Origin of the sequence: Amycolatopsis sp., from assembly GCF_036008905.1 — a bacterium.
GTDB lineage: Bacteria > Actinomycetota > Actinomycetes > Mycobacteriales > Pseudonocardiaceae > Amycolatopsis.
In genome coordinates, this window is record NZ_DASYMU010000020.1 from 34743 (window position 1) to 60576 (window position 25834).

Sequence of the window (25834 nt, forward strand, 5' to 3'; positions counted from 1 at the left end):
GGCCAGATTACCGGGCGTGATCGGCGGTAGCGCACGCGCTCGTTACCCTTGATGCCATGACGTCGCACAAGACCATCCAGACGATGAAGCCCGCGACAGCGGCGAAGAAGCTGGGTGTGTACCTCGAGGCCACCCCCGCGGAGTTCCAGGAGGGTGTCGTCTCGCGCGACGAGCTGAACGCCCTGCAGACCGATCCGCCCGAGTGGCTGCGCGAACTGCGCCGCAACGGCCCGCATCCCCGGCCGGTCATGGCGGCCAAACTGGGCATCTCCATCGGCGGTCTCGCGCGTGGCGGAATCACCGAGTCCCTCACCACTGAGCAGCTCGACGCGGTGAAGGCGGACAACCCCGACTGGCTCGTGCGGGAGCGCGAAACGCTGGCCGAGGCGAAGAAGGAAGAGGCCCGCGCCAAGGAACGCCGCCCGCGCTCCTGAGTCCCCGGGGTCGTGAGTGTTTACCAGTGTTAGAACACTCGTTGCCACTCACGAGCCACCCGCCCACTGGCCCTAGGTCCCCAGCCCAACCAGAACAGGTTCTACGTGCGCTACAGTCGCCGCTCGGCTCAACTGTCCGAGTAGGAGACGATGATGCCCACCCCGCCGGCACGACCAGCGCAGCTCGACTCGCCGTTGGTGCCCAAGGTCTTCAAGTACATGGCCAAGGCCCAGACGTGGGTTTACCGGCGCACGCGTGGGCGGGTCGGGGGGAAGTGGCGGCTCGGGGCGGGGTTTCGGAAGCCGGTGCCGACGTTGTTGCTCGACCATCGTGGACGGAAGTCGGGGAAGGCTTTCACGGTGCCGTTGCTGTACATCACCGACGGGGCCGACGTCATCGTCGTGGCTTCGCAGGGCGGGCTGCCCAAGCATCCGCAGTGGTACCTCAACTTGGTCGCCCAGCCGGACACACAGCTGCAGATTCGGGCCGAGCGCAGGCCGGTTCGCGCCGCGACGGCCACGGCGGAGGAGCGGGCGCGGCTGTGGCCTCGGCTTATCGCGGCGTACGCCGACTTCGACAAGTATCAGGGGTGGGCGGAGCGGGAGATTCCCGTCGTGATCTTGCGGCCGGCCTGAGATTGCCCCTTCACCAAAGTTAGAACGTGTTCTACTGTGAGATGCAGCCCCAATGGCGGGGAGCGACGCGACTGGCGTGAACACGGGGTACCGCATGAACGAGGCCGATTACATCGTGGTGGGAGCGGGGAGTTCTGGCTGTGCCGTGGCACAGCGCCTCGCTGAAACCGGAGCCAGCGTGGTGTTGCTCGAAGCCGGTGGCGGCGACAAGTCCCGCCTGGTCCGCAAGCCGGGGCTGATCGCGGTTTTCCACAACATCCCGCAGCTCAAGAAGCGCCTGGACTGGGGTTATTACTCGACGCCGCAGGAGCACGCGCTCAACCGGCGGATCCCGATGGTCCGCGGCAAGGTGCTCGGCGGGTCGAGTTCGATCAACGGGATGATCTTCGTTCGCGGCAACCGGAAGAACTACGACGACTGGGCCGCCGAGGGCTGTACCGGCTGGGGTTACGACGACGTGCTGCCCAGCTTCAAGCGCATGGAGGACTGGAAAGGCGACGCCAGCGAGCTGCGCGGGACCGGCGGGCCGATCAAGGTCACGCGGCAGGAGGACATCACGCCCGCGTCGGAGGCGTTCGTCGAGGCGTTGAGCGAGACCGCTGGCGTGAAGAAGAACGACGACTACAACGGCGAGGTGCAGGAGGGCGCGGGTTTCGTTCAGCAGAACATCGATCGCGGGCTGCGGTACAGCTCCTCTATCGGTTACCTCAAGAGCGACCAGGCGAATCTGCGGGTCGAGACCGGCGTGACGGTGTCCCGGGTCGTCATCGAGAACGGGCGCGCGACCGGGGTCGAGGTGCTGACGAAGGCCGGGCCTCAGACCATCCGCGCGACCAAGGAGGTCGTGCTCGCCGCCGGGGTGTTCGGGTCGGCGCAGCTGCTCATGCTGTCCGGCGTCGGGCCCGCCGAGCATCTGCGGGAGAAGGGGATCGAGGTCAAGTCCGATCTTCCCGTCGGCGACAACCTGCACGACCACATGTTCGTGCCGATGACGTACCTGACCAAGGACGCCGTAAACCGTGGCACCGCGGGATATTTCGCCGCGGGCGTGGTCAAGGAGACGCTCAAGGGCGGCACCTGGGTCGGGCGGACCGTGTTCGAAGCCATGGGGTTCGTCCGCAGTTCGATGGCGACCGAAATACCCGACATCCAGCTGCTCGCCCTGCCCTGGTCCTACCCGTTCCCCAACCAGGACGCGCCGGTCCGGCACGCGGTGGACACCCGGCCCGCGTTGACGGTCATGGCCACGCTGATCTACCCCGAGAGCCGCGGCACGCTCCGGCTGGCGTCGGCTGACCCGACGGCGGCGCCGCTCATCGATCCCGGCTACCTGACCGAGAAGCGCGACACCGACACCCTGCTCGAGGCCATGAAACTGACCCGCGAGGTGATGGCGAACAAGATCATCGCCGCTGGGGTCACCGCCGAACTTTCGCCCGGTGAGAAGTACCCCGACGACAAGACGTTGGCGCAAGAGATACCCAACCGCGCGACCACGGTTTACCACCACGTCGGCACCTGCCGGATGGGCGTGGACGAGCGGGCCGTGGTGGATCCGCGGCTGCGCGTGCGCGGGATCGAGGGGCTGCGCGTCGCGGACGCGTCGATCATGCCGAGTATCACCGGCGGCAACACCAACGCGCCGGCCGTCATGATCGGCGAGCACTGCGCGGCCATGATGAAAGCGGACACACAGAGCTGACCCACACGCGATAGCCGCGTCAGGACGGTTCGCCGCCCCTTGGTCAGACCGAAATCCGTTACGACGTAAGCGTATCGCTCGCCCGTGGCCAGAACCGCCGCCTGCCGGATCATGTCGTCGGACAGCTGCGTGTCCCACAGAACCTCGCCGGTGGCCGGGTCGGCGGCCGCGAGCCGGACCTGGGTCAGGTCTTGGTCATCTCGCGACCAAGACTGCGGGTGCGAAGCCGCCTACCGATCCCAGGAAAGGGCTCAGCCGCGGTACTTGTCGTGGTGCCGCAGCCACGGGCTCCCCGGCCCGTCCTGCCGCCCGAGCGGGGTGAGGTCGAGGTAGTTGAGGGTGCCGTGCAGCAGTTCGGTTCCCTCCGCATAGGCCGAATAGGTATGGAACACCGTGTCGTCTTCGCGGAAGAAGACGCTGATGCCGCCCTGCTCGCCTTGGGTGAACCAGATTTCGCCGTCGGCCAAGAGGGTGGCCTTGTCCTTGAAGTTGTATTCGACGGGCGCGATCGCCTCGTCGAGGGTGGTGTGGAAGTCGTAGTTGAAATCGCCGCCGAAGGACGAGTACCAGGGGAAGGACCAGCCCATCCTGGCCTTGAACGGCTCGATCTTCGCCAGCGGCGCCCGCGACACGATCGCGAACGACGTGTTCCTGGCGCGCAGGTGCGCGAGGTGGCCGATGTTGTCGACCAGGAACGAGCAGTGCTTGCAGCCTTCGTTCCAGCTCGGGTCGAACATGAAGTGGTAGACGATCAGCTGCGGGTGGCCGTCGAAAAGATCCACGAGACCGGCTTTGCCGTCCGGGCCTTCGAAGCGGTAGTCCTTGGCGATTTCGACCTTGGGCAACGCGCGGCGGGCGGCGTTCACGGCCTCGCGGGCTTCGGCGGCCGCGGTTTCCTTGGCGAGCAGGTCCTTGCGGGCGACCAGCCACTCGGCCGGGGACACCACCTGGGCGTTTGTCATGTCGGTCTCCTCCTATGGACGCCGGACTTCTTCGCCTTCGCGGGTAGGTCGGAACCGGCAAGCGGATTTCGACATGCGCGAGGATGTCGAAATCGGGACTTCGGCTCCGACTTGGTGGCAGACGAGCCAGACGAGAGGTGCGATGTGAAGTACATGCTGTTGATCCGCGGCAACCCGGCGGCCTGGGGACATCCGATGTTCCTGTACCAGCAGGAAACCCTTACCCCCGAAGAACGCGAGGAGCGAATGGCGGCGTTCACGGCGTTGATCGAGGAGATCACCGAATCGGGTGAACTCGTCGAGTCTGCCCCGCTGGCCGCACCGGAGACGAGCAAGACCGTCCGGGTTCGCGACGAAGACGTGCTGACCACGGACGGGCCCTACCTCGAAGCCAAGGAACATCTCGCGGGGTACTTCGTCGTCGACTGCGACAGCGTCGAGCGGGCCGTCGAACTGGCGAGCCGGTTTCCCGACGCGCGGTACGGCGCGGTGGAGGTGCGGCCGATCATGGACATGTCCGGGCTCGAGATGTGAACGCCTTAATGCGCGGTCTTGTCGGCATAAGACGGCATACTCGCCACCGACAGTAAGTTCGGGCGACATGCGAGGGAACACCGGTGACGATCTACGCACACGATCCCGAACAACGGCAGCTGATCGCCGTTTGGCCCAAGGGAAGCGGCCACCATGCTTCGCGGATCACCGAAATCGCCGAGACGGCCGAGCTCGCCGACGTCGCGATCCTGTGCGAAGAGCTGACCGAGTTGTCGACCACGATGTGGCAGACCTATACCGATCCGCCGCCGGAACCGGACGACGAGCACGATCACGCGGTCATGCCGCTCAACCAGATCACCGCCGGCATCCGCGAGCCGCGCCTGCCTGACGAAAAGGGCGCACTGGTCGTCTCCTACGACGTCCTCGACGAGGCCAGCCACCGCACCGGCCGGGCGTTGCTGCGCATCAACGACACCGCGCTGACCGACGCCGTGGTAGCCGATCTCGAGCGGGAGATCGACGCCGTCGAGCGGGCCGAGCTCGGCGACCTGAACGGGCGCGCCGCGCAGGCCACTTCGCTCGACCATCTCGACACTTCGCCGTCGCAGGTCGCCGCGGCCAACGCCGTGTTCGCCCGCGACCCACTGGGCGACGACGACCTCTTCATCTCGCTCGACCCCGCGTCGGCCTGCGTCGCCGCGGCGCACTGGCTGACGGCCGCGGCCGTGACCGTCGGCGGCACGCTCAAGATCCCGCCGTCATCGATCTTCGCCGAGGCCAACAACATCGAGCCCTGCTCGATCGACGTGCCCCAGCTCGTGGTCCACGCGATCGACGAAGACGACGCGGCGCCGCACGAGGTCGTCACATCGCTGCTGCTGGGCGCGGCACGGGTCCGTGACGGCGAAATCCCGGACCTCGACGACCTCATCCAGCACGTCGTCGAAGCCCAGGAGCAGGCGGAGGCGTACCCGGAAGACGTCCGCGAGCAGGCGTATGCGGAGCTACTGCCCACGCACCTGACGCCGCTGGATCCGCGGCGCCCCGCGCGGGACCTTCTCGAGCACCTGCTCGACGGGCTCCAGTCCGCGAACACGCTCTTCCACGCCGAGGCCACCTTCGCCGACGACGGCGCGCCGATGATCGCCAACGAGGTACTGCCGCACCCGGAGGGCGTGGCGTGGCCGGCCACACAGGATCACCAAGCCGTGCATCAGGCGCTCGACATCGCATTCGCGGCACGGACCACCGAACAGGCGGAGCTCACCAGGAATCGTCTCCTGTAGCGACGTCCTCGCCGAAGCGCAGAGTGCCAAAGGTCCATTCGTAGCCTTCGGGGTCGAGCACCCGGAAGCGGTACGAGCCCCACTCGGTGGTTTCGGGCGTCAGCACCACGGTCGCCCCGGCTTCGACGGCCGTGGCATGGACGGCGTCGATGGCCGCGTCGTTGTCGAGGACGACGTACAGCCCGTGTCCGACGGTGACGTCCTTCAGCGCGGGCCGGTCGTAGCCGGCGAGGTCGCTGAACAGGGAGAAAGCGACGTTGCCGAACCGCACTTCGGCGTGCATGATCCCGCCGTCCTCGTCGGGGAATTCGAAGGCGGTTTCGAAGCCGAAGGCGCGTTCGAGCCAGCGGAGGGCAGCGGGCGCGTCCCGGTAAGCGAGGTAGGCGTGCAAGGAAGCGGGGCGTGGGGCGGTCTCTGTCATCCGACCACCCTGACGCCTATTCCGGTCAGTTTTCGTCCGCTATCGGGAAGATTTCAGCGGATGGCCAAGGCACGCAGGCCCGCGATGGTCTCGCGCAAGGCGTCGTCGGTCGACGTCGGCTCGATGCCGAAAGCGGCCGTCGCGGCGGACGAGTCGAGCACAAAAGGCGCCTGGAGCTGGTACTGGACCTCCAGCATCTCCCGCGCGGCCGGGTTGAAGAGCCCGGCGAGCCGGAGCGCGAAGGCGGGCATGGTGCCGACCTTGGCCGTCGGCGCTTCGGCGAGTTCGGCCGCGCGGGTGGCGAGCGCGCGGACGGACAACGGCGGCGCCGTCGGCACGTGCCAAGGCCTGCCCCAGGCGGATTCGTCGGCGGCGACCGCGACCAGCGTGCGGGCGACGTCGCCGACATAGGTCCAGCTGTGTGGCGCGTCGAGGTCGGCGGGCAGAGAGCCGCGCTTTCCGGTGAGCACCTTGGGCAGGACCATCGCGCTGAACGGGGAAAGCGTGCCCACACCGAGGTAGTCGGACCCGCGGACCTCGGCCGTGCGGATGCGCCCGGCTTCGTGCGCGGCGAGCGCGCCGCGCCACAGTTTGACGCGGACTTCGCCCTTCACCGAGTTGGGGTTCAGCGGGAGTTCTTCGGTCATGGGCGCGCCGACTTTGCCGTAGCCGTAAAGGTTTCCGGTGGTGACGAGCACCGCGCCGGTGACCTCCGCGGCGTGGATCATGGCCGCGCCGAGCGGCGGCCAGTCGGTGAGCCAGCGGTGGTACGCCGGGCCGGCGCAGCTGTAGAGCGCGACGGCGTCTTTCGTCTGGCGGGCGAGGACGTCGGAATCCGACGCGTCGGCGGCGACGCGCTCGACTCCGGCGTGCTCCGGCCCGCTGCCACTACGGGTCAGCAGACGAACTTGCTCACCCTGGTCCGCGAGCAGCCGGGCGGTGGCCGAGCCGACGGGACCGGCTCCGACAACAACGTGAAGCGACATGCGGAAACCCCTCTTCAAGTTGACCGAGAACAGTGTTCTCGAATAAGTACACCGTACTCACGACCAGGTCACCGCGTCAAGAACAGTGTTCTCGGTAAGTTCGAGTGTTCTCCGGCTGTGCGACACTGCGGGTATGCCTGCACCTTCCTTGCGCGCCCGGGTCCGCTCGGAGATGAACGACGAGATCAAGGAAGTCGCGCGGAAACACCTCGCCGTGGACGGTTCGAACCTGTCGCTGCGCGGGGTCGCGAGGGAGATGGGCATCGTCGCGTCGGCGTTGTACCGGTACTTCCCGAGCCGCGACGCGCTGCTGACGGCGTTGATCATCGACGCGTACGGCGCGTTGGGCGCGGCGGCGATCGAGGCCGAAGCGGCCGTGCCCCGCGAGGACCTGCGCGGCCGATGGCTGACGACGTGCCGCGCGGTCCGCGAGTGGGCGCTTGAACATCCCGCGGAGTACGGGCTGCTGTACGGCAGTCCGGTGCCCGGTTACGCGGCACCGGAGGAAACCACGGCGCTGGCCGAGCAGGTGATCTTCCTGCTGGTCGGCGTGCTCGCCGAAGGGGCCGGTGAGGTGGCTCCGGCACCGATGCCGTCAGCGCTGCCCGACGCCGTCCGCGCCGACCTGCGCCGGGTGATCGAGCAGAGCCCCGGTGAGCTCCCAGAAGAGTGGCTCGACCGGGCGTTCGTCGCCTGGGCGCACCTGTTCGGGGTCCTCAACTTCGAGGTGTTCGGCCGGATGAACGGCCTCGTCGAAGCCCGCGCCGAGTACTTCGACCACCACATGTCGCTCATGGCCGACCTCTGCGGCGTCCCCCACCACACGGCCTGAACTTCCGAATATGTCGACAACTTCCGTTAGGCAAGCTAACAAGAGTTGTCGACATATTCGGAAGTTTGGGGGCTCGGAGGTGGGGAAAGTGTCGACATATTCCCCGGGGGGTCAGGGGGTTAGGCGCTCTTGGGCTTCGGCGAGGTCTTCGGGGGTGAGGGCGTCGTCTTGGGTGAGTTTGAGGCGCCAGTGGCCGGTGAACTCGATGGAGCGTTTCGGGACGCCGCGTTCGTTGACGAGGTGACGGCGTAGCGCGCGGACGGCGGTGGACTCGGCGGCTAGCCAAGCAAAGGGCGAACCTGGCGGGAATTCGGCGCTCTGTAAGGACTTGACCAGCAGGTCGGAGTGTCCGGGTGGGACCTCGTTGCGATGTAGCCAGTGGACGGTGACGTCACCGCGAAGTGGCTGTTCGTCGGAGGCGTCAGCGACCTCGATGTAAGCCACGGCTCGGGTTCCCGAAGGCAACGACTCGATGAGGGAGCCGATCGCCGGAAGCGCGGTTTCGTCTCCGGCGAGCAGGAGCCAATCGGCGGCGGCGATGGACGTCTGGAGCGGAACCGGCCGGGCGAAGGTCGTCGACGGGCCGAACATGCCGAGCGTGTCACCGGGTTTGGCCGACAGCGCCCACTTCGTCGCCGGACCCGCGTCGTGATGCAGCACGAAGTCGACGTCGACGGTGTCGTTCTCCGGGTGGTACGCGCGGATCGTGTAACTGCGCGTCCACGGCCGTTCCGCTTCGGAAAGAGCGGCGAAAGCCTGGTACCACCCCATAAAGTCGCCGCCCGGCAAAGGCAGCACCGGCCGGGACTGACCCGGTTTCGGGAAGTACAGCTTCACCTGCTGGTCCGGCTCGATCCCGGACAACCCGGCCAAGTCCTTACCGCCCAACGAAATCCGCGCCATCCGCGGCGTGATCCGCCGGACGCCGGTGACCTGGACGTACCAGATCGGCAAGGCTTCCACGGCTACTTCCCTCCGATGTACTCGCGCAGGTGCTGCGCGGTGAGCGACTTTCCGTCGGCGACCAACTCGGCCGGGGTGCCGGTGAACACCACCTGCCCACCGTCCTGACCAGCGCCGGGACCGAGGTCGATGAGCCAGTCGGCGTGCGCCATCACGGCCTGGTGGTGCTCGATGACGATCACCGTGTTGCCGACGTCGACGAGCCGGTCCATCAGCGCGAGCAGCTTGTCGACGTCAGCGAGGTGCAGTCCGGTCGTCGGCTCGTCGAGCACGTACGTCGTCGCCTTCTCCGCCATCTGGATCGCCAGCTTCACCCGTTGCCGCTCCCCGCCGGACAACGTCGTGAGCGGCTGCCCGAGCCCGAGATAGCCGAGGCCGACGTCGATCAGCCGGTCCAGGATCGCCCTGGCCTGGCCGTTCGGGAAGAACTCGTGCGCCTCGGTCACCGACATGCCCAGCACTTCGCTGATGTTCTTGCCACGCAGCTTGTACGTCAGCACCTCGGCGGTGAACCGCTTTCCCTCGCACTGCTCGCACACCGACGCCACCCCGGCCATCATGGCGAGATCGGTGTAGATCAGGCCGATGCCCTTGCATTTCGGGCACGCGCCTTCGGAGTTCGCGCTGAACAGGGCCGCCTTGACGCCGTTGGCCTTGGCGAACGCCGTCCGGATCGGGTCGAGCAATCCGGTGTAGGTCGCCGGGTTGCTACGGCGGGAGCCGCGGATCGCGGCCTGGTTGACCACGGTGATGTCGTCGCGTTTGGACAGTGAGCCGTGGATCAGCGAGCTCTTACCCGAACCGGCCACCCCGGTGACCACGGTCAGCACACCGAGCGGGATGTCGACGTCGACGTTCTTGAGGTTGTGCGAGTTCGCGCCCTTGATCGACAGCTGTCCCTGCGCCTTGCGGACCTCGTCACGCAGTTGCGCGCGGTGGTCCAGATGCCGCCCGGTCAACGTCCCCGACTGCCTCAGTTCGCCAACGCTGCCGGCGAAACAGATCTGCCCGCCGGACGGGCCCGCGCCCGGCCCGAGGTCGACGACGTGGTCGGCGATGTCGATGACCTCGGGCTTGTGCTCCACGACGAGAACCGTGTTTCCCTTGTCCCGCAAGAGAAGCAGCAGCTTGTTCATCCGCTCGATATCGTGCGGGTGCAGCCCGATCGTCGGCTCGTCGAAGACGTACGTGACGTCGGTGAGGCTGGAACCCAGATGCCGCACCATCTTCACACGCTGCGACTCACCACCCGAGAGCGTGCCGGACTCGCGATCCAGGCTCAAATAGCCCAGCCCGATCTCGACGAGCGAGTCCAGCGTTTCGCGCAGCGTCACCAGCAGCGGCCCGACCGACGGGTCGTCCATGCCGCGCACGAACTTGGCCAGGTCACTGATCTGCATGGCGGAGCACTCGGCGATGTTGCGGCCGTCGATCTTCGACGACAGCGCGGCCGGATTGAGCCGCGCGCCCTCGCAGCTGCCGCAGGTCGTGAACGCCACCGCGCGATCCACGAACGACCGGATGTGCCGCTGCATCGACTCCCGTTCCTTCGAGAGGAACAGCCGCTGCAGCTTCACCACGAGGCCTTCGTAGGTGATGTTGGTGGTGCCGATCTTGACCTTCGTGGCGGGTTTGTACAGCAGGTCTTCCCATTGCTGGGCGCTGTAGTCCTTCAGCTTCATGTCCGGGTCGAGGAAGCTGGAGTTGATGTAGCTCAGCACGTACCAGTTGTCCAGGGTGAACCCGGGAACGGTGATCGCGCCTTCCTTGAGCGAAAGTTCGCGATCCACGATCTCGTCGACGTCGATCGCCGACACGCGCCCGATCCCTTCGCACGCGGGACACATGCCCTCGGCCATGTTGAAGCTGAACGCCGTGGACGGCCCGACGTGCGGCGTTCCGAGCCGGCTGAACACGATCCGGAGCATGGTGTGGGCGTCGGTCGCGGTGCCGACCGTGGAGCGGGAGTTGGCCCCCATCCGCTCCTGGTCGACGATGATCGCCGCGCTGAGATTGCGCAGCGCGTCGACGTCGGGGCGGCCCTGGCTCGGCATGAACGACTGGATGAACGCGGTGTAGGTCTCGTTGATCAGCCGCTGCGACTCGGCGGCGATGGTACCGAAGACCAGGGAGGACTTCCCCGAGCCGGACACGCCGGTGAACACGGTCAAGCGGCGTTTGGGGATGTCGAGCGAGACGTTCGCCAGGTTGTTCTCCCTGGCGCCTCGGACCTCGATGACGTCGTGACTGTCGGCGGCAGCCGGGCGCATACGGGTTCTCCTGATATCTTTACGGCATAAAGGGATGGATTGACGAAGTTACTTTATGCTGTAAGGAGTTGCAAGTGGTCGTCTACGCCGGGCAAGGTGACGCCCGCCGTTCGATGGGCCTGCTGTGGCGTGGCGCGCGGACCGAGGACGTGCGCCCGGGGCCGAAACCGGCGCTGACCGTGGACATCATCGTGGACGCGGCGATCACCGTCGCCGACTCCGCCGGGATGGCCGGCCTGTCGATGCGCACGGTGGGCGAGCAGCTCGGGCGCACCGGCATGGCGCTGTACACCTATGTGCCGAGCAAGAACGAGCTCGTCGACCTCATGTACGACAAGGTGCTCATCGAACTGCCCACCGACTACGACCTCGACGCGGGCTGGCGCACGGCCGCGACGGCGTGGGCGTGGGACCACTGGGCGTTCTACCTCAAGCACCCGTGGGTGCTGCAGGTGTCGCAGGCGCGGCCGGTGCTGGGGCCGAACGAATACGTCCTGCTCGAGACGTTGCTGCGGATCCTCTTCGCGACCGGGTTGCCGCCCAAGATGGTGAAGCGGCTGGTCGGGACGCTGACCGGGTTCGTGCGCGGTGCGGTGCAGGTCGTCGCGGAATCACGCCAGGCCCCGGCGGCGACGGGTATGTCCGACGACGAGTGGTGGTACACGCGCTCGGCGTTGCTGATGGAGGTCGCGGGCGACTTCGCCGAGCAGTTCCCGCTGGTGACGCTGCTCGACAGTGAGCAGGCCTACCAGATGGAGGACGAAACCGTGCCGTACCTGGAGCAGGAAGCCATCGAGACCTTCACCGCCGGGCTCGCCGTCATCCTGGACGGCATCGAAGCCCGCACGACCTAGACGACCTCGGCGAACGACATCTCCGGCGGCGAGACGCGGAAGAAGCGCGTCAGGTAGGCCAGGTACAGGACACCGAGACCGAGCCACACGAGCCCGAAGGTGATGGCGACCCCGTCGAGGTTGAACAGCAGCCAGACGTCGACGATCGCACCGATCGCCGGGAACACGAGGTTCGTCACCACCGGCCCACGATGCCGCACATACCGCGCGATCACCGCCAGGTTGACGAAGGTGAACGCGGTGAACGCGCCGAAGTTGATGAACGACGTCGATGTGCTGACGTCCAGCGAAAGCGCCACCAGCCCCACCACCCCGGTCAGCACGATCGCGAACGCCGGGGTGTGCAGTTTTGGCTGCAGGTAACCGAAAAGCTTCTTCGGCAAGACGCCGTCGCGGCCCATCGCGTACATCAGCCGTGACGCGCCGGCCTGCGCGGCGATCCCCGAAGCGAACTGCGCCACCACGAGCCCGGCCAGGAACAACGCGGCGAAAGCGTTGCCACCAATGGTTCTCGCGATCTCGAAGGCCGCCGACGACTGGTCGTCGAACACACTGCCCGGGTGCACCAGCTGCGTCACGTAGGCCAGCAGCACGAACACGCCACCGCCGATCAACGCCGTCAGCAGGATCGCCCGCGGGATCGTCTTGCGTGGCTCGATGGCTTCCTCGGTCAACGTCGTGACCGCGTCGAAGCCGAGGAACGAGTACGCCGCCAGTGCCGCGCCCGCGGAAACCGTGGTCAGCGAGGCACCGCCGTGGAAGAACGGCGTGGAGCTGAGCAGCCCACCGCCGCCGGACACCACATCGCGCACCGAAAGCACCACGAAGAAGCCGATCACCAGGATCTGGAACGCCATCAGCACGAAGTTCGCCTTCGCCGCGACCTTGATCCCCAGTACATTGAGGACGGTCGTGAGCAGGATGAACGTGATCAGCCAAAGCCAGCTGGGCACGCTGGGGAACTGCGCGGAGAGATACGCGCTGCCGATCAGCCAGATCACCATCGGCAGGAAGAAGTAGTCGAGCAACACCGCCCAGCCGACCAGGAACCCGAGCCGCGAGTCGATCGCCTTGCGCACGTAGGTGTACGCCGAACCGGCGACCGGGTACGCGGCAGCCATCTTGCCGTAGCTCGCGGCGGTGAACAGCATTGCCACCAGGGCAAGGAGATACGCCGTCGGGACGGTGCCCGCTGTCGTGTCCGCGACGATCCCGAACGTGCCGAGCACGATCAACGGGGTCATGTAGGCGAGTCCGAAAAGGACAACCGAGCGCAGTCCGAGATGCCGGGTGAGCCCTGTGGGTTCGGTCATTTCGCGTCTCCTCGCGGGTGCCACCGGCGCGGATCGATCCGCCCCTGATAGAGCGGAAGTTCCAGTGGTGCGTCGGCTTCGGTGAACTGGTCCCACATCCGGTTGAGCCCGGCGGTGCCGTCGCGGCGCACGCGGGTGACCTCGTCGAGGTCGAGTTCCAGGACGAGCACAGCTTCATCGGGCCCGGGTGCCTCGGCGAGCACCTTGCCTTCGGGGTCCACCACCAGGCTGGAGCCGACGCCCAGCGGGCCCGCGGTGTTCACGCTGGCCACGAAGACCTGGTTGACGATGGCGTTCGCGCGGGCGAGCACGAGTTCCTGCTCGCGGTCGCGGGTCGTCGTCTGGACCGGATTCAAAACCACGTCGGCGCCGAGCCACGCCAGGTGCCGGGCGACCTCGGGAAACCAAGCGTCGTAACAGATCGAGAAGCCGATCCGGCCGATCTCCGGGAGTTCGAAGACGACGAACCGGTCGCCGGGGTCGTACGGCTCATAGGGCCGCCACGGGAAGATCTTGCGATAGAAGGCGATCCGTTCACCGCCGGGTGAGTAGACCGGCGCGGTGTTGAACAGCTCGCCGCCGTCGCCGCGCTCGCAGACGCTGCCGGGGGCGAGCCAGATCTTGAGGTCACCGGCGAGTTCGGCGAGCTGACGGTCGCGCGGGCCGCCGAGCGGTTCGGCCAACGCCTGCAGCTCTTCGGTACTACCCGCTCCGCAAAGGTGCAGCTCGGGATAGGCGACCAGACGGGTATCGCGATGCTGGTCCAGCAGCTTTTCGACGTCGCCGGCGAAGCCTGAAAGCGGCCGCGGCGGCGATTGCACGAGTGCCACCGGCAGGAGACGCGACACAGGGACACCTTCCGTCGATTCAGGTTGTCCGCAAACTAGTTCATCTTGAGCAGTTAAACAAGAGCGCTCACTTTGAACACTTTTGTCCGGTACGGTGTGCTGGTGACCCTCGACGTGCCCGCGCTGACCGGTATCCGACGACTGTCCGCTTTGGACACCGTCCGCGCCCGGATCGCCCTCGCCGTCGAACTTGGCCTGCTCGCACCGGGCGAACGGCTCCCGTCGAACGCCGACATCGCGCGGGCACTGGACGTCGGTGAGATCACCGTTCGCCGGGCACTCGTGTCACTCTGCGAAGACGGCGTGCTCGAACGCCGTCGCGGCCGCGCGGGCGGCACGCTGGTCGCCGATCCCCCGGCGCTGGGCCGGGTCCAGGAAATGGCGGTCTACACCGATGCGGCCACCGAAGTCCACGAGCTGATCGACCATCGTCTCGCCCTCGAATGCGGTCTCGTCCACCTCGCGTCACTCCGCCGCGACAAACCGCAGCTCAAGCACCTGCGCGAGCTGGTCGACAAAATGGACAAAGTCTTGAGCTGGGCGGAATTCCATGATCTCGACGCCGAGTTCCACCGGTCCGCGGCCGCCGCGAGCGGCCTCGAGTCAACAACGAAGCGGTATGCCGGTGTGCTCGGCGAGCTCTACGGTTACTACCTGCCGTACCCGGTCGAATTCCTCCGCGACTCCAACCGCGAGCACGCGGCGCTGGTCGACGCGCTCACCCGGCAGGACCCGGCCGACGCCGTGGAGCTGACCTGCAAGCATGTCGAAGCGCTGCACGAAACGATGTTCGTCGGACTCACACCGCGAGCTTGACCGGCGCGGGCCGCAGCAGGGTCAGCGCGCTCACGAGTCCGGCAACGGCGAACGCGGCGGCGGCGACAAACGCTGTCTGCCCGCCAATACTGGAACAAACCGCCACGCCCAGTGCGGTGCCGATGGCGAACGACGTGTCCACCAGCCCCGCTGCCAGCCCGGATTCCTTCTCGGCGACACCGCTGAGCGCGGCGATCTGGGCCGCGACCGTGGCACCGCCCATACCCGCGCCGAACACGAGCAGCGGGACGACCAGCAGGCCTTGGGCGAACAGCAGGCACGCCATGGCAAGCAGAATCGTGCCGGTGGCGGCCACCGGCCGGATGCCGAACTTCGTCACGCATCGCTGACCCACCAACGCCCCCACGACAGCGGTCACCGTCATCACCGCGGCCACCAGGCCGAAATGCGCCGCGGACCAGCCGAGTGTCTGCTGCGCGTAGGCGGTCACCGTGATGAGCATGCCGTCGACAGCCATCCCGGCCACGAGAACGACCAGGTTCCCGCCGACCAGCGTGCGCGAACGCAGTATCCGGAACGGCATAAGCGGAGCCGCGGAACGACGTTCGATCAGCACAAACGCCGTCGCCAGTACCACCGCGCCCACCAGAGGCCCGACAGCGCTCCCCCAACCCGCCAGCGGCACTCGCGTGATCGCGTAAACGAGCAGGACAAGCACGGCGGTGATCGTCGACGCTCCAGCGAGGTCGAAGGTGCGGGCACGCTCACGGTCGCGGCTCTCGGGCAGCAGCGCCGGCGCGAGCAGGAGAACGAAGAGTCCAATGGGGACGTTGATCCAGAAAACCCATTGCCAGCCAAGGCCTTCGGTGACGACCCCGCCGAGCAGCAGCCCGGCCGTCGCGCCGATACCGCCGAGCCCGCCCCAGATGCCAAGTGCCTTGTTGCGCTCGGTGCCTTCACTGAAGACGTTCATCACCATCGACAACGCGGCGGGCGCGATGATCGCCACCGAAAACCCTTGCAGCGCCCGGGCCGCCACCAGGAGTTCGACCGACGGCGCGAGCCCGCACAGCAGCGAAGCCACCACGCGTAAGACCATGCCGACCAGGAAAACCCGGCGCCTGCCGAGTAAATCCGCCGCCCGGCCGCAGAACAGCAACGGCCCGCTGAAGGCGAGTGCGTACACCGTCACGGTCCACTGGATGCCCGGCCCGTCGAGACCGAGGTCCCGCTCGATCGACGGCAGCGCGGTGAGCAGGCTCGTACCGTCGAGGATCGTCATGAAGAAAGCCGTGCCCAGCAAGGAAAGTACGTACCAGCGGCGGCCGGGCATGTCAGCGACCCAATTCCGTGCCCAGCTTGTCGAGCCAGTCGCCGGTGCCCTGACGGCGCCACTCCGGCTCTTCCTGGCCGTCGAGGAAGGTGTCCTGTTCGGTGAGCACGAGCTTGGTGCCGTCGCCCACGGCTTCGAACTCGACGGTCGTGATCGACACCGTCGCCAGCTCACCGCCACCGGAAAGCGTTCCGCTGTAAACGATCCGCTCGCCCGGCTTGATGTCGTGGTAGCACGCCTCGAAGCTGATCCGGTTGCCTCCGAGGATGCCGTGGTTGCTCTCCCGGCCGCCGACGCGGAAGTCGAGCTCGTGCTCGCCATCCGGCGCGGCGAACCAACGCGCCTTCGCGGTCGGGTCGGACCAGGCGGCGAACACCTTGGCCGGGCTGACGTCGTAGGTGCGCTCGAGGGTGAAAGTGGTGTGCTTGACGAAGTTGTCGGTCATGACTTTCTCCTTGTCACTCATCGGTTTTCTCGGTCAGGAAGTCGCCGAGACGATCGAGCCCGCGTTCCCAGCCGGTGCGCTGCTCGCCCAGCCAGGCCTCGGCCAGGCGCAGGGCGGCGGGCTCGATGTGGCAGGTGCGGACACGGCCAGTCTTTTCGGACCGCACGAGACCGCTCGCCTCCAGCACCTGGAGGTGCTGCATCACCGCGGGCAACGACATCGCCAGCGGCTGGGCGAGTTCGCTGACCGAGGCGGGGCCCCGGATCAGGCGCTCGACCAGGTCCCGGCGCGTGCCGTCGGCGAGGGCCTGGAACACCTTGTCCAGCGGTTTCGATTGGTTAACCACATCCTTAACTATCACCGCGGACAGCCTGATAGTCAAGTAGTTGCTTAACTTTCTTGGTCTTTACGCAGGAAAACGACATATTCGGTATGCGGGCACGAACCCACCGGATTAGATTTTTCCCATGACCAACTCACCGGACCAAGAACCGTTCGCCTACCCGCCTCCGCCGCCGATCAACACCGGCTCCGCGGCCGCGCCAACGACACCGCCGACGGAGATCATCGGCGCCTTCTGGGCCTACCTCGTCGCCGCGATCACCTGGCTGGTCGGTGGTCTGCTGGTCATCGGGCAGAAGCAGCAGATCGCCGACGCGCTGCGCGACGCCAACAACCAGGGCGGCGCACTCACCGAGACGCAGATCGAAACCGCCGCCAACGTCGGCGTGATCATCGTCATCGTGGTGGCCGTGGTGATCTCGGCGCTGTACGCCCTGTTCGCCTTCAAGCTCAAGGCCGGCCGCAACTGGGCCCGGATCGTGCTGACCGTGCTTGCCGCACTGGCGCTGATCTCGCTGCTGCTCGGCACCGGCGGCAACATCGTGAGCTACATCGGCCAGTTCGCGGCCATCGTCGCCGCGGTGCTGTCGTTCATGCCCAGCTCCAGCGCGTACATCGCGCAGGTACGGGATTCACGCCAGTACCGCTGACGCCACGAGATGTCGACAGATGGGGATCTCTCAGGGACCAAGAGATCGCCATCTGTCGACAGATGGCGGCTACTTCAGCAGGACGGGCAGAGAATCGAGGCCATAGACGATGGAGATCTCGCGGAACTTGAGCTCGTCGGCGGGTACCGCGAGGCGCATGTTCGGGAAGCGGCGGAGCAGCGCGGGGTACGCCGCGCGGAGTTCCATCCGGGCCAGTTCCGCGCCGATGCACCGGTGGATCCCGTAGCTGAAAGCCAGGTGTGACGGCGATTTCCGCGCCGGCAGGAACTTCTCCATGTCCGTGCCCAGCGCCGCGTCCCGGTTCGCGCCGCTCAGCGACACGAGCAGGATGTCGCCCTCCGAGATCTGTTCGCCGCAGATCTCCATGTCCTCGGTCGCGAACCGCGGGAACGCCATCTGCACCACGGTCAAATACCGCAGCGCTTCCTCGACGAAGTTGTTGATCGCGGTGTCGTCGTCGTGGACGAGCTTGAACGCACCCGGATCCTGGAGCAGCACGAGCGCGCCGAGCGCCAGCGTGCTCGCCGTCGTCTCCAGGCCACCGGTCAGCACGCCGTCGGCGAGACCGGCGAGTTCGCGGTCGGAGATCTCGTCGCCGTGTTCCTTGACGAGCATGCCGAGCAGCCCGTCGCCCGGGTTCTCACGCTGCTTCTTGACGATCTCCATCAGGTAGGTCAGCGACTCGGAGATCGCGCCGAGCGCGCCACCGGCACCGGCGAACAGGTCGAACCGGACCGTGCTCAACCGCTGGAAGTCGTCGCGATCCTCATAGGGCACGCCGAGCAGTTCGCAGATCGTGAGGGACGGAATGGGCAATGCGAAGGCCTGCCAAAGATCGACCGGGCCGTCGGCCTTTTCCATCGCGTCGAGTTGCTCTTCGACAATGGATTCGATTCTCGGTGTCAGTCTGCCGAGGCGCCGCATGGTGAATTCCGGAGTCAGCAGCTTACGCAGCCGAGTATGTACTGGCGGGTCCGCGAAACCGAGTCCACCGGGATTTTGCTCCTCGGTCACACCGGCGTTACCCACAAGATTCGTGAAATCGCTGCTGACCCCGGTCGCCCGGCCCAGCACGGCCTTGGCCTCGTCATATCCGCTGACGAGCCAGCCCTTCATGCCGAACGGGAGGTCGAGCCGACTGATGGGAGCTTCGGCACGAATACTGCCGAGCTCACTCACCGGATCCAAACCGTCACGTCTCAGTGGCATGAGCACGGAATCAGGAAGGAACGAAATCTTCGACAAGTCGAAGCCGTCCTTCTGCGTACGCGCCAAATACTTGCGCCCGACCCAGCCGACAATGCGTGACTTAATACTCCCCACGCCGAAAGAATACCCGCTCATGTGTCAGTAGTCGGCACGCACGCCGTCCCGGTTCCCGGTTGACACCACTACGCACGTAGTACTACGTTCGCAGTGGTCAAGATCCAGCCTGGGAGGCACCGTTGCGAAAACTCATCTACTTCGTCGCGTCGACGCTCGACGGTTTCATCGCCGCGCCGGACGGCCAAGACCCGACCGGCATCGGGTTCTTCGTCGACGAGGGCGACCACCAGACCGAGGTCCTCACCGAATTCCCCGACATCATCCCGGCACACGCCCGCGCCCACCTGGGGCTGACCGACGTCGAGAACAAGCATTTCGACACCGTGATCATGGGCCGCGTGACCTACGAGCCCGGGCTCAAACTCGGCGTCACCAGCCCATACGCGCATCTTCGGCAGTACGTCGTCTCGCGCTCGATCACCGAAAGCCCCGACCCGGCCGTCGAGATCATCTCCGAAGATCCGCTCGCGAAGGTCCGTGAACTCAAAGCCGAAGACGGCAAGGACATCTGGCTGTGCGGCGGCGGAAAGCTCGCCGGCGTACTGCGCCCGGAGATCGACGAACTCATCCTCAAGCTCAATCCGGTGATCGCCGGTGACGGCGTCCCGCTGTTCGCGGGCGGCTTCGAGTCGCAGCACTTCACGCTGTCCGACACCAAGATCTTCACCAGCGGTGTAATGCACCTCACCTACGTGAGGAAGTCCGCGTAATCTCGGGCCAATGGCCGATCAGAACGAATTCGCCGTGACGCGCCGCTAGCTGCACGGCATCGCGGAGCTGGTCCTCGCCGGGCCGCAGCACAAAATCAACGGCAAGATCCGGCTCCGCGTCTCGCCCGGCAGGTTCGGCACGGTCTTCGAACCCGGCCTCCGCGTCAGGGCGGACGAGGTCAACTACGGCATCTCCGCCGGTGACAGCTCCACTAGCCCCGCGAGATGTCGACATAACGTGATCTCTTAGTTTCCAAGAGATCGCCATCTGTCGACAGATGGCGAAGGGGGTTAGCTGCCGCGGCCGAAGCAGACGAGCGGCACGAGCGGTTCGACGAGCGCCGCGTCCGCCAGTGCCCGTGCGGGCGCGTAGCCCTGCGTCAGCGCGCGGTGATAGGCGACCATGACGCTCTCGGCCGCCTGATCGTCCACCCGGGCCACACTGGAAACCACGGTCTTGCACCCGCTGTAGAGCAGCGCCGCGGTGAAGCCGAGGACTTCGTCACCGGTGCGCACCACGGTCTGCCCGACATCGCAAGCGGAGAGCACGACGTGGTCCGGTGCCGCGTCGAGCTGGTGGATGTCGTACGCCATCAGCGGGCCGTCGACGAGATCGAGCCGGGAGAACAACACGTTCTCCTGTTCGTGGTGCCCGTGCGCGGCGAGATGGACCGACGTGCTGCCATCCAACGCCTTCAGCGTCGCCTCAACGGTGGCCGCTTCTCCTTGCAGCACAATGGCTTCCGGATAGATTTCGGCCAGCTTCGCCACCTCGTCCGAGGCGTGTTCGAGCCCCGGCCCGGCGATCAGCAGCGGTCGTCTCGCGGGCGGCTCCCCCAGTTTCGCGGCGAGCCAGGCGGACGGCGACGGCGTCACGGTGACAGGACGGCCGCTCAGCCCCGGCAACAAACCCCACGGCACCGCGGACAGCGCGCCCGTCGGCATCAGCACGACGTCGAGATCACCGACCAGCGGCATCAACGGTTCGAGCAGATGTTTCGCGAGCATCTGCTGCTGGCTCTGCGCCGAAGACCGGATCACCTTGTCGAGCGCGGCGGGCAAGCGGCGGCCGCACAAGGCGTCGAGGTCACTGTGCAGCCGCGAGATCGACTCGAAAACCGTTGCGGCGTCACCCAAGCCGACCAGCGACGGCTTGCCGCCGGAGATCACGAGCGCGCGCAGCCTGCCCCGATCGGACAGGAAGCTGATCCCGGCGCTGTTCGCGACGGCGAGCTCCGCGCTCAGCTCGCCCAGCCCGGCCGGGGCGTGGTACTCGCCGGTGCCGTCGAGCTGCCAGCCCTTGGCGCGGATGTCCCGCTCCAGCTGGACACAGCGGCGCCGCATCTCGGGTTCCTTCCGACCGTCAAGCTCGGCCAGCCGGACCTGCTGCGCCAGCAGGCGAAGTTCCGCGACGGCGTCAACCGTCGCGGAATCGGCAGGCCGATGCACCGGCCGGATCTGGAACGCCTGCGCGCGCGACCGTTCCAGCCAGCGGTAGACCACTGGCGGACTGCCCTGCCCGAGCGCCGCCGCGAGCCCGGCTTCGGCGAGCGAACCACCGAGCAGCGTCGCGCCGGTCTGCAGGTCGACACTCCCGAACCGGCCACGATGCTCCCGCAACACGGTCAGCCCGGCACGGGCGTTGGCGAACGTCTCGCGCGTTTCCCCGGTCGCCGCACCGAGTTCGGCCAGCGCGAGCCGTCGCAGGAGCCGGGTTTCCAAGGGTGCGCCTGCCCGGTCACGCCCGCCGAGATGACCCCGCGCTTCCCCGAACAGGCCGAGCGCGATGTTCGCCCGCGCGGCCAGCAGTTCGGCGACCTCACCATCGTTGGGCAGCCCGAGCGCCTTCAGCCGGACGGCGAGTTCGGCCGCCCCGGAGGCGACCGCGGACAGCCGGCGCCGCGCGACGAAATCCGCTCGCAGCCTGGTCAGCGCGGCGACCGCGGCCCAGGTGGCGTTGCCGCGACGCTCGAACCGCCGCTCCGCGCGCACCGCCCAGCTGCGGCCGGTGGCCGCGTCGCCGAGCGCGAGGGCCACCCGGGCCCGGGTCAGTTCGGCCTCGGCGTGCTCCTGGTTCATCCGCGAGCCGGGGAACTTCTCCAGCGCGACGTCGAGTTCGGCGGCCGCTTCGGTGGGCAGCCCGGCGGCGAGCAACGCGCGCGCCTTGTCCGCGGCGAGCACCGGCAGCATGCCGCCCCCCTGCTCCGCGTAGACCAGACCGGCCTTGTCGAATTCCCGCAGCGCGCCGGGGATGTCCCCGGTCATGACCAGGCACTGCCCACGGCCGTGCGCGGCCTTGGCGATCGTGCGCGGAATACCGTCACCGACGCCGCCCAGCGCCATCGCGACCTGCTCGCATTGTTCGAGGTCCGCCACCGCGAGCCGGACCCGCCCGGCGATCTGGTGCAGCATGCCGCGGTTCAGCAGCGATCTGGTCAGGACGAGTTGCTCGTTCGTCTGCCGCAACAAGGGGATGGCGTCGTCGAAGCAGCCGAGTGCCTCTTCCATCCGCCCGATCAGGGTCAGCATCAGGCCGCGGTTCTGCAGCAGGATTCCGCGATCCTCGGGGGGAACCAGTGCCTCCGCGCGCTCCACCAGACTGAAGCCGAGTTCGCTGTTGCCCTGCGCGACTTCCATCACGGCGAGGCCGCCGAGCAGCCTCGCCGTCAGCAGCCCCCATTCCGGCCAGTTCGACGGCGCCGTCTGCGTGGCCTCCGGCCAGCCGAGCAGCAACAACCCGGCGCGGAGCGACTGCGCGCCCGCCACCGGATGCCCGCCATTGGTCAGCTCGACGCCGCGCTTGTGGAGCTCACGTACACGCGTGGCGATTTCCGAGTGACTGACTTGGGGCACCTATCAAGTATCTGGATCGATCCCCGCGGCACAATCCACCTTTTGGGCACTCGAGATAACCGACATACCGGGAGGCATATCGGTTATCTCGTAACAGTTACAGGGAAATGGTCGGCGTGCTGACCGTCTTGCGCTGTGAATCCGGCCGTACGACCAGCTGGGTCATGCCATGGGGAACGCCGTCGACGACGAACCGGCCGCCTTCGTCGGACGTCGTCATGACCGATCCGTTCGAGGTGCGTAGCTCGATCGGGTGGCTCGCCGGTGGGGTGAGCCAGCCGTCGAGCCGGATCGTGCCGTCCTTGTTCGGCCGCACATTCACCATGATCGTCAGGCTTTCGCCGTCGAAGGTGATCAGCCGGGTGGTTTCGTCTCCCCTGGCCGCGACGAGTTCCTGCTGCTCCCGGACCCGCATGACCTCGAAGTCGACGTCCTCCAGCTCGACGGCGAACTGGATACGGGAGATGAGGTCCGGCGGCATCGGATCCACGGTCTCCCACACGTCACGGAGACCGGCCAGTAGCTCGAAATCGAAGTCGTCGAGCAGGTCAGCCGTGCCAGGTGGCTCGGCCGCGTCGCGGGTGTTCATCGCCAGCTCCCTTCCGGATCGGCGGACAATTGGGCTCGCAGCTGGGCAAGACAACGTCCCCTGGTCGGGCCGATCCCACCGCGGGGCATACCGAGCGCGGCACTGACCTCGCTGTAGTCCGGCCGGTGGACGAACGCGACGATGCGCAGCAGTTTTCGGCAGCGCTCGGGCAGCTTGCCCACCGCCGCCCACAGCCGGGCGCGCCGCTCGGCGTCGAGCGCCTGGTCATCGGGCGCCGGCGCCAGGTCGGGCAGCTGGTCGCGCAGGTCGTCTTCCAACGGCTGTTCGGTCCGGTGCGCGTCGCGGATCCGCCAGGCTTCGCGCTTGGTGACCGTGATCAGCCAGCCGGTCAGCGCGACCGGCGTGTGGATCCCGGACAGCGAACCGAGCAACGTCAGCCACGTCGTCTGGACGACGTCGCCGCTGCGTTCCGGGTCGAGGCCCTGTGACCGCGCCACCTGCCACAGCACCGGGGTCAACGCCTCGATGAGCTCGTTGAGCGCGGCCCGGTCGCCGTCGCGCGCGGAACCGAGCAGCTTCGCGAGCCGCTCGTAGTCCCCTGTCGCGGGCGGGCGCTGGGCCCATTTCTGACTCATCACACCAAGGCCAATGCGGCCCAAGCACGTTTGACGGCGGTCGTCTGGTCGACCGAGAGCAGGCTGAGCGCGGAGTCGTTGGCGGCGACGCTGATCAGCGCGTTCGCCAGTGCCGCGGCGGCCAGTGGCGCGGCGAACGACGTGCCGTCCCAGACCGCGAACCCGCTGGTGTAGTCGTCGGGGTCGAGGCCGTTGCGGTTCTGGTCCGGCAACTCGTGGTCGGCCGCGCTGGACCCGCGGACGTCGGTGGGATACGTGCTGACGACGCCCGCGCCGGTCGCCCAGGCGTGCACCCACGGGGCTTCGTTGGAGAACAAAGCCTTGCTGCCGTTGGGGTTCAGCGCGCCGACGCTGATCACCTGCGGCCCGCCACCGGACACCGGGGGCTGGTCGGCGAAGGCGGCCGGGTAGAACCGGCGGCTCGTCGCGCTGTTGCCCGCCGCGGCGAGCACGACGACGCCGAGACCGGTCAGCTCGGCGAGGATGTCCGAGAGCTGCGAGGTGTACGCGGCGTCGGCGGGTGTCTCGTCGAAGTAACCCAGCGAAAGGGAAAGGACGTCGATCATGTCGTCGGGCTGCTGGTTCTGCTGGGCGGCCTGGACCCGCGCCGAAAGCATGGTCAGCGCGAGGAGGACATCGGCTTCGTAGGCGACGCCGTCGCTGTGGACGCACCGGATGGCGAGCGTGTCGACGTCGGGCGCGGCCTGGCGGAGGACCCCGGCGATGAAGATGCCGTGGCCGGTGTCCGTGTCGATGTCGCCGATCAGCGGTTCGTCGGTGGACGGCGCGTCCCAGTGGTCGCCGAGCAGCTGCGTCGGCACGGTGATGCCGGTGGCGAGCTGGGCCTGCAGGATCGCGTTCTGCACGTCCGGGGCCACGGCCAGGAAACCGCCGACGGGCGGTGGGTTGGTGCGGTCGGGCAGGTCGAACCACGGGTGCGGCGCGATGCCGGTGTCAAGCACGGCGACGACCGGGCGCCGCGCGAGCGCCGACGGATCGAGGTCGCGGCGCGGCGGCGGGGTCGCGGAAAGGGCGACGGGGATGCGGTTCCCGGTGCGGGACCGGCCGTAGGAAGCGCCGGTCGAAATGCCGCTGACGTCCCATGGGGTACCGCTGAGACCGCTTACGTCCCACGGCACGCCGCCGATGGTCGGGTTCGTGAAGAGAAGGTGCTCGACGGAGATCCGGGTGACGACCTTCCGGTCCAGCTCGGGCTGCTTGCCGGCGGTCGCGGCGCGCAGGTACTGCAGCGCGGTCCACGAATCGACGACCGTCGGCGGCGCCTCGGCACGGACGCGCAGGGCGACCGGCAGCGGCAGCGTGTCGAGCTGGAACGGGCGTTTCGTGTCGCCGCCCTGGCCAGGGACCACGGCTTCGAGGCCGATGCGCGCGAGAATGCGCTGGATGACGGCGAAGACCTCACGGTTGTTCACGATGTCGGCCGGGATCAGCAGCACACCCGTGCGATACACCGTCGCCCTCGGCGCGGGCCAGCCCGCGGCGGCGACCGCGTCCGACGGGCTCAGCACCCGCGCCGCGTGCTTGTCCAGCAATCGCTGCGAAACCGGCGGCAGGGAGTTCACCGTCGCCGCGTCTTCCCGCGCCGGTTCCTGGCCCGGCCGGCGCCGGCTGAACTTGACCACCATGTGGTAACCCCCGCTGCTCGAAGTCTCGATCATGGCGCACCCGCGCCCTACTCACCACGGAAGTGCGCGTGCGGCACCCACAGATACGACCCGAAGGTTTCGAATCGATAACAGAGTCCACGTACAGAAACGGGAAAACACGCCTACGCCACGGGGAAGCACCCCGCCCGCCGCCTGTGCACGCGTGTCCCCCGTTGGCGTAGCCGTGTTCGAAGCGCTGAAGCAAGGAAACCTCGCCGACCTCGTCCAGCGGATGCTGTCCCGCAGCGACGACATCGCCAGCCAGCTCTGGAGCAAGCTCGGCGGCCCCGCCATCGTGACGAAGTGGGCAGCCCAGATCGGCCTCTCCGGCACACGCCCACCCGCCGACCCGGGCCGCTGGGGCGACACCCGCATCACCGCGTCGAGCATGGTCAAGATCTACAACTACCTGCTGGACAAGGCCCCCGCCGCGCATCGCGCGATCATCCTCGCCGCCTGGTCCTGCTGCAGGCCGGACCCTCCACACCACCGGCTTACTCGGCAAGAACAGCGAGCGCAT

Annotated in this window: 25 protein-coding genes and 1 pseudogene; 11 read left to right on the plus strand and 15 right to left on the minus strand. The window is 67.3% G+C overall.

What is annotated here, in order from left to right:
• Nucleotides 1–56: 56 nt before the first annotated feature.
• From VGP60_RS03675 to VGP60_RS03685, 3 genes are all read left to right on the plus strand, one after another.
• Complete coding sequence (locus VGP60_RS03675; protein WP_414640288.1) at nucleotides 57–434, plus strand: DUF5997 family protein; 378 nt, start codon at nucleotides 57–59, stop codon at nucleotides 432–434.
• A 153-nt stretch (nucleotides 435–587) separates the two neighbouring features.
• Nucleotides 588–1070, plus strand: coding sequence for a nitroreductase/quinone reductase family protein (locus VGP60_RS03680; RefSeq protein WP_327546398.1), 483 nt, complete (start codon nucleotides 588–590; stop codon nucleotides 1068–1070).
• Between the two features lie 94 nt (nucleotides 1071–1164).
• Entirely contained in the window at nucleotides 1165–2772 is a 1608-nt protein-coding gene (locus VGP60_RS03685) for a GMC family oxidoreductase (protein ID WP_327546399.1), read from the plus strand.
• A 251-nt stretch (nucleotides 2773–3023) separates the two neighbouring features.
• On the opposite strand, the gene VGP60_RS03690 is transcribed toward VGP60_RS03685, so the two are convergent.
• The gene (locus tag VGP60_RS03690; RefSeq protein WP_327546400.1) at nucleotides 3024–3734 is read right to left on the minus strand and encodes a DUF899 domain-containing protein; all 711 of its coding nucleotides are present in this window, start codon (nucleotides 3732–3734) and stop codon (nucleotides 3024–3026) included.
• Nucleotides 3735–3887: 153 nt separating this feature from the next.
• On the opposite strand from VGP60_RS03690, the gene VGP60_RS03695 reads away from it, so the two are divergent.
• Nucleotides 3888–4268 carry a YciI family protein gene (locus tag VGP60_RS03695; RefSeq protein WP_327546435.1) on the plus strand — a complete coding sequence of 127 codons (381 nt, stop codon included), beginning with the start codon at nucleotides 3888–3890 and terminating at the stop codon, nucleotides 4266–4268.
• Nucleotides 4269–4351: 83 nt separating this feature from the next.
• The gene (locus VGP60_RS03700) at nucleotides 4352–5518 is read left to right on the plus strand and encodes a hypothetical protein (protein ID WP_327546401.1); all 1167 of its coding nucleotides are present in this window, start codon (nucleotides 4352–4354) and stop codon (nucleotides 5516–5518) included.
• Here VGP60_RS03700 and VGP60_RS03705 read toward each other — a convergent pair.
• Nucleotides 5496–5939 (minus strand): VOC family protein, encoded by a 444-nt coding sequence (locus VGP60_RS03705; protein WP_327546402.1) that lies wholly within the window; start codon nucleotides 5937–5939, stop codon nucleotides 5496–5498. The genes VGP60_RS03700 and VGP60_RS03705 overlap by 23 nt on opposite strands.
• A gap of 53 nt (nucleotides 5940–5992) precedes the next feature.
• Nucleotides 5993–6925: an NAD-dependent epimerase/dehydratase family protein gene (locus tag VGP60_RS03710; RefSeq protein ID WP_327546403.1), complete on the minus strand. Its 933-nt coding sequence runs from the start codon at nucleotides 6923–6925 to the stop codon at nucleotides 5993–5995.
• Nucleotides 6926–7058: 133 nt separating this feature from the next.
• Between VGP60_RS03710 and VGP60_RS03715 the strand changes: the two genes are divergently transcribed.
• Entirely contained in the window at nucleotides 7059–7757 is a 699-nt protein-coding gene (locus VGP60_RS03715; RefSeq protein ID WP_327546404.1) for a TetR/AcrR family transcriptional regulator, read from the plus strand.
• A gap of 111 nt (nucleotides 7758–7868) precedes the next feature.
• On the opposite strand, the gene VGP60_RS03720 is transcribed toward VGP60_RS03715, so the two are convergent.
• The gene (locus tag VGP60_RS03720) at nucleotides 7869–8720 is read right to left on the minus strand and encodes a siderophore-interacting protein (RefSeq protein WP_327546405.1); all 852 of its coding nucleotides are present in this window, start codon (nucleotides 8718–8720) and stop codon (nucleotides 7869–7871) included.
• Nucleotides 8721–8722: 2 nt separating this feature from the next.
• Nucleotides 8723–10990 (minus strand): excinuclease ABC subunit UvrA, encoded by a 2268-nt coding sequence (locus VGP60_RS03725; RefSeq protein WP_327546406.1) that lies wholly within the window; start codon nucleotides 10988–10990, stop codon nucleotides 8723–8725.
• 74 nt (nucleotides 10991–11064) lie between these two features.
• Between VGP60_RS03725 and VGP60_RS03730 the strand changes: the two genes are divergently transcribed.
• Nucleotides 11065–11844 (plus strand): TetR/AcrR family transcriptional regulator, encoded by a 780-nt coding sequence (locus VGP60_RS03730; RefSeq protein WP_327546407.1) that lies wholly within the window; start codon nucleotides 11065–11067, stop codon nucleotides 11842–11844.
• Here VGP60_RS03730 and VGP60_RS03735 read toward each other — a convergent pair.
• On the minus strand, nucleotides 11841–13157 hold the full coding sequence (locus VGP60_RS03735; protein ID WP_327546408.1) for an APC family permease: 1317 nt from the start codon (nucleotides 13155–13157) through the stop codon (nucleotides 11841–11843). The genes VGP60_RS03730 and VGP60_RS03735 overlap by 4 nt on opposite strands.
• Nucleotides 13154–14005, minus strand: coding sequence for a carbon-nitrogen hydrolase family protein (locus VGP60_RS03740; protein ID WP_327546409.1), 852 nt, complete (start codon nucleotides 14003–14005; stop codon nucleotides 13154–13156). The genes VGP60_RS03735 and VGP60_RS03740 overlap by 4 nt, the downstream gene beginning before the upstream one ends.
• Nucleotides 14006–14107: 102 nt before the next feature.
• On the opposite strand from VGP60_RS03740, the gene VGP60_RS03745 reads away from it, so the two are divergent.
• Complete coding sequence (locus VGP60_RS03745) at nucleotides 14108–14821, plus strand: FadR/GntR family transcriptional regulator (protein ID WP_327546410.1); 714 nt, start codon at nucleotides 14108–14110, stop codon at nucleotides 14819–14821.
• On the opposite strand, the gene VGP60_RS03750 is transcribed toward VGP60_RS03745, so the two are convergent.
• From VGP60_RS03750 to VGP60_RS03760, 3 genes are read right to left on the minus strand one after another with little or no spacing between them, the layout of a single operon-like run.
• Nucleotides 14805–16115: an MFS transporter gene (locus VGP60_RS03750; protein ID WP_327546411.1), complete on the minus strand. Its 1311-nt coding sequence runs from the start codon at nucleotides 16113–16115 to the stop codon at nucleotides 14805–14807. The two genes, VGP60_RS03745 and VGP60_RS03750, sit on opposite strands and share 17 nt — an antisense overlap.
• A gap of 1 nt (nucleotide 16116) precedes the next feature.
• On the minus strand, nucleotides 16117–16560 hold the full coding sequence (locus tag VGP60_RS03755; protein ID WP_327546412.1) for an SRPBCC family protein: 444 nt from the start codon (nucleotides 16558–16560) through the stop codon (nucleotides 16117–16119).
• Between the two features lie 13 nt (nucleotides 16561–16573).
• A complete protein-coding gene (locus VGP60_RS03760) occupies nucleotides 16574–16885 on the minus strand; it encodes a metalloregulator ArsR/SmtB family transcription factor (protein ID WP_327546436.1) in 312 nt (103 codons plus the stop codon).
• Nucleotides 16886–17027: 142 nt separating this feature from the next.
• Between VGP60_RS03760 and VGP60_RS03765 the strand changes: the two genes are divergently transcribed.
• Entirely contained in the window at nucleotides 17028–17552 is a 525-nt protein-coding gene (locus tag VGP60_RS03765) for a hypothetical protein (protein WP_327546413.1), read from the plus strand.
• 69 nt (nucleotides 17553–17621) lie between these two features.
• On the opposite strand, the gene VGP60_RS03770 is transcribed toward VGP60_RS03765, so the two are convergent.
• A complete protein-coding gene (locus VGP60_RS03770; protein ID WP_327546437.1) occupies nucleotides 17622–18875 on the minus strand; it encodes a cytochrome P450 in 1254 nt (417 codons plus the stop codon).
• Nucleotides 18876–19018: 143 nt separating this feature from the next.
• On the opposite strand from VGP60_RS03770, the gene VGP60_RS03775 reads away from it, so the two are divergent.
• Entirely contained in the window at nucleotides 19019–19609 is a 591-nt protein-coding gene (locus VGP60_RS03775; protein ID WP_327546414.1) for a dihydrofolate reductase family protein, read from the plus strand.
• Between the two features lie 291 nt (nucleotides 19610–19900).
• Here VGP60_RS03775 and VGP60_RS03780 read toward each other — a convergent pair whose 3' ends face one another.
• From VGP60_RS03780 to VGP60_RS03795, 4 genes are all read right to left on the minus strand, one after another.
• Entirely contained in the window at nucleotides 19901–22462 is a 2562-nt protein-coding gene (locus VGP60_RS03780) for a CHAT domain-containing tetratricopeptide repeat protein (RefSeq protein WP_327546415.1), read from the minus strand.
• Nucleotides 22463–22559: 97 nt separating this feature from the next.
• Nucleotides 22560–23051: a hypothetical protein gene (locus tag VGP60_RS03785; protein ID WP_327546416.1), complete on the minus strand. Its 492-nt coding sequence runs from the start codon at nucleotides 23049–23051 to the stop codon at nucleotides 22560–22562.
• The gene (locus VGP60_RS03790; protein WP_327546417.1) at nucleotides 23048–23647 is read right to left on the minus strand and encodes a sigma-70 family RNA polymerase sigma factor; all 600 of its coding nucleotides are present in this window, start codon (nucleotides 23645–23647) and stop codon (nucleotides 23048–23050) included. The genes VGP60_RS03785 and VGP60_RS03790 overlap by 4 nt, the downstream gene beginning before the upstream one ends.
• Nucleotides 23647–25326: a S8 family serine peptidase gene (locus tag VGP60_RS03795; RefSeq protein WP_327546418.1), complete on the minus strand. Its 1680-nt coding sequence runs from the start codon at nucleotides 25324–25326 to the stop codon at nucleotides 23647–23649. Before VGP60_RS03795 ends, VGP60_RS03790 begins: the two co-directional genes overlap by 1 nt.
• Between VGP60_RS03795 and VGP60_RS03800 the strand changes: the two are divergent.
• A pseudogene (locus tag VGP60_RS03800) lies at nucleotides 25325–25669 on the plus strand (serine hydrolase); the annotation flags it as partial. The gene VGP60_RS03795 and the pseudogene VGP60_RS03800 sit on opposite strands and share 2 nt — an antisense overlap.
• Nucleotides 25670–25834 lie beyond the last annotated feature (165 nt).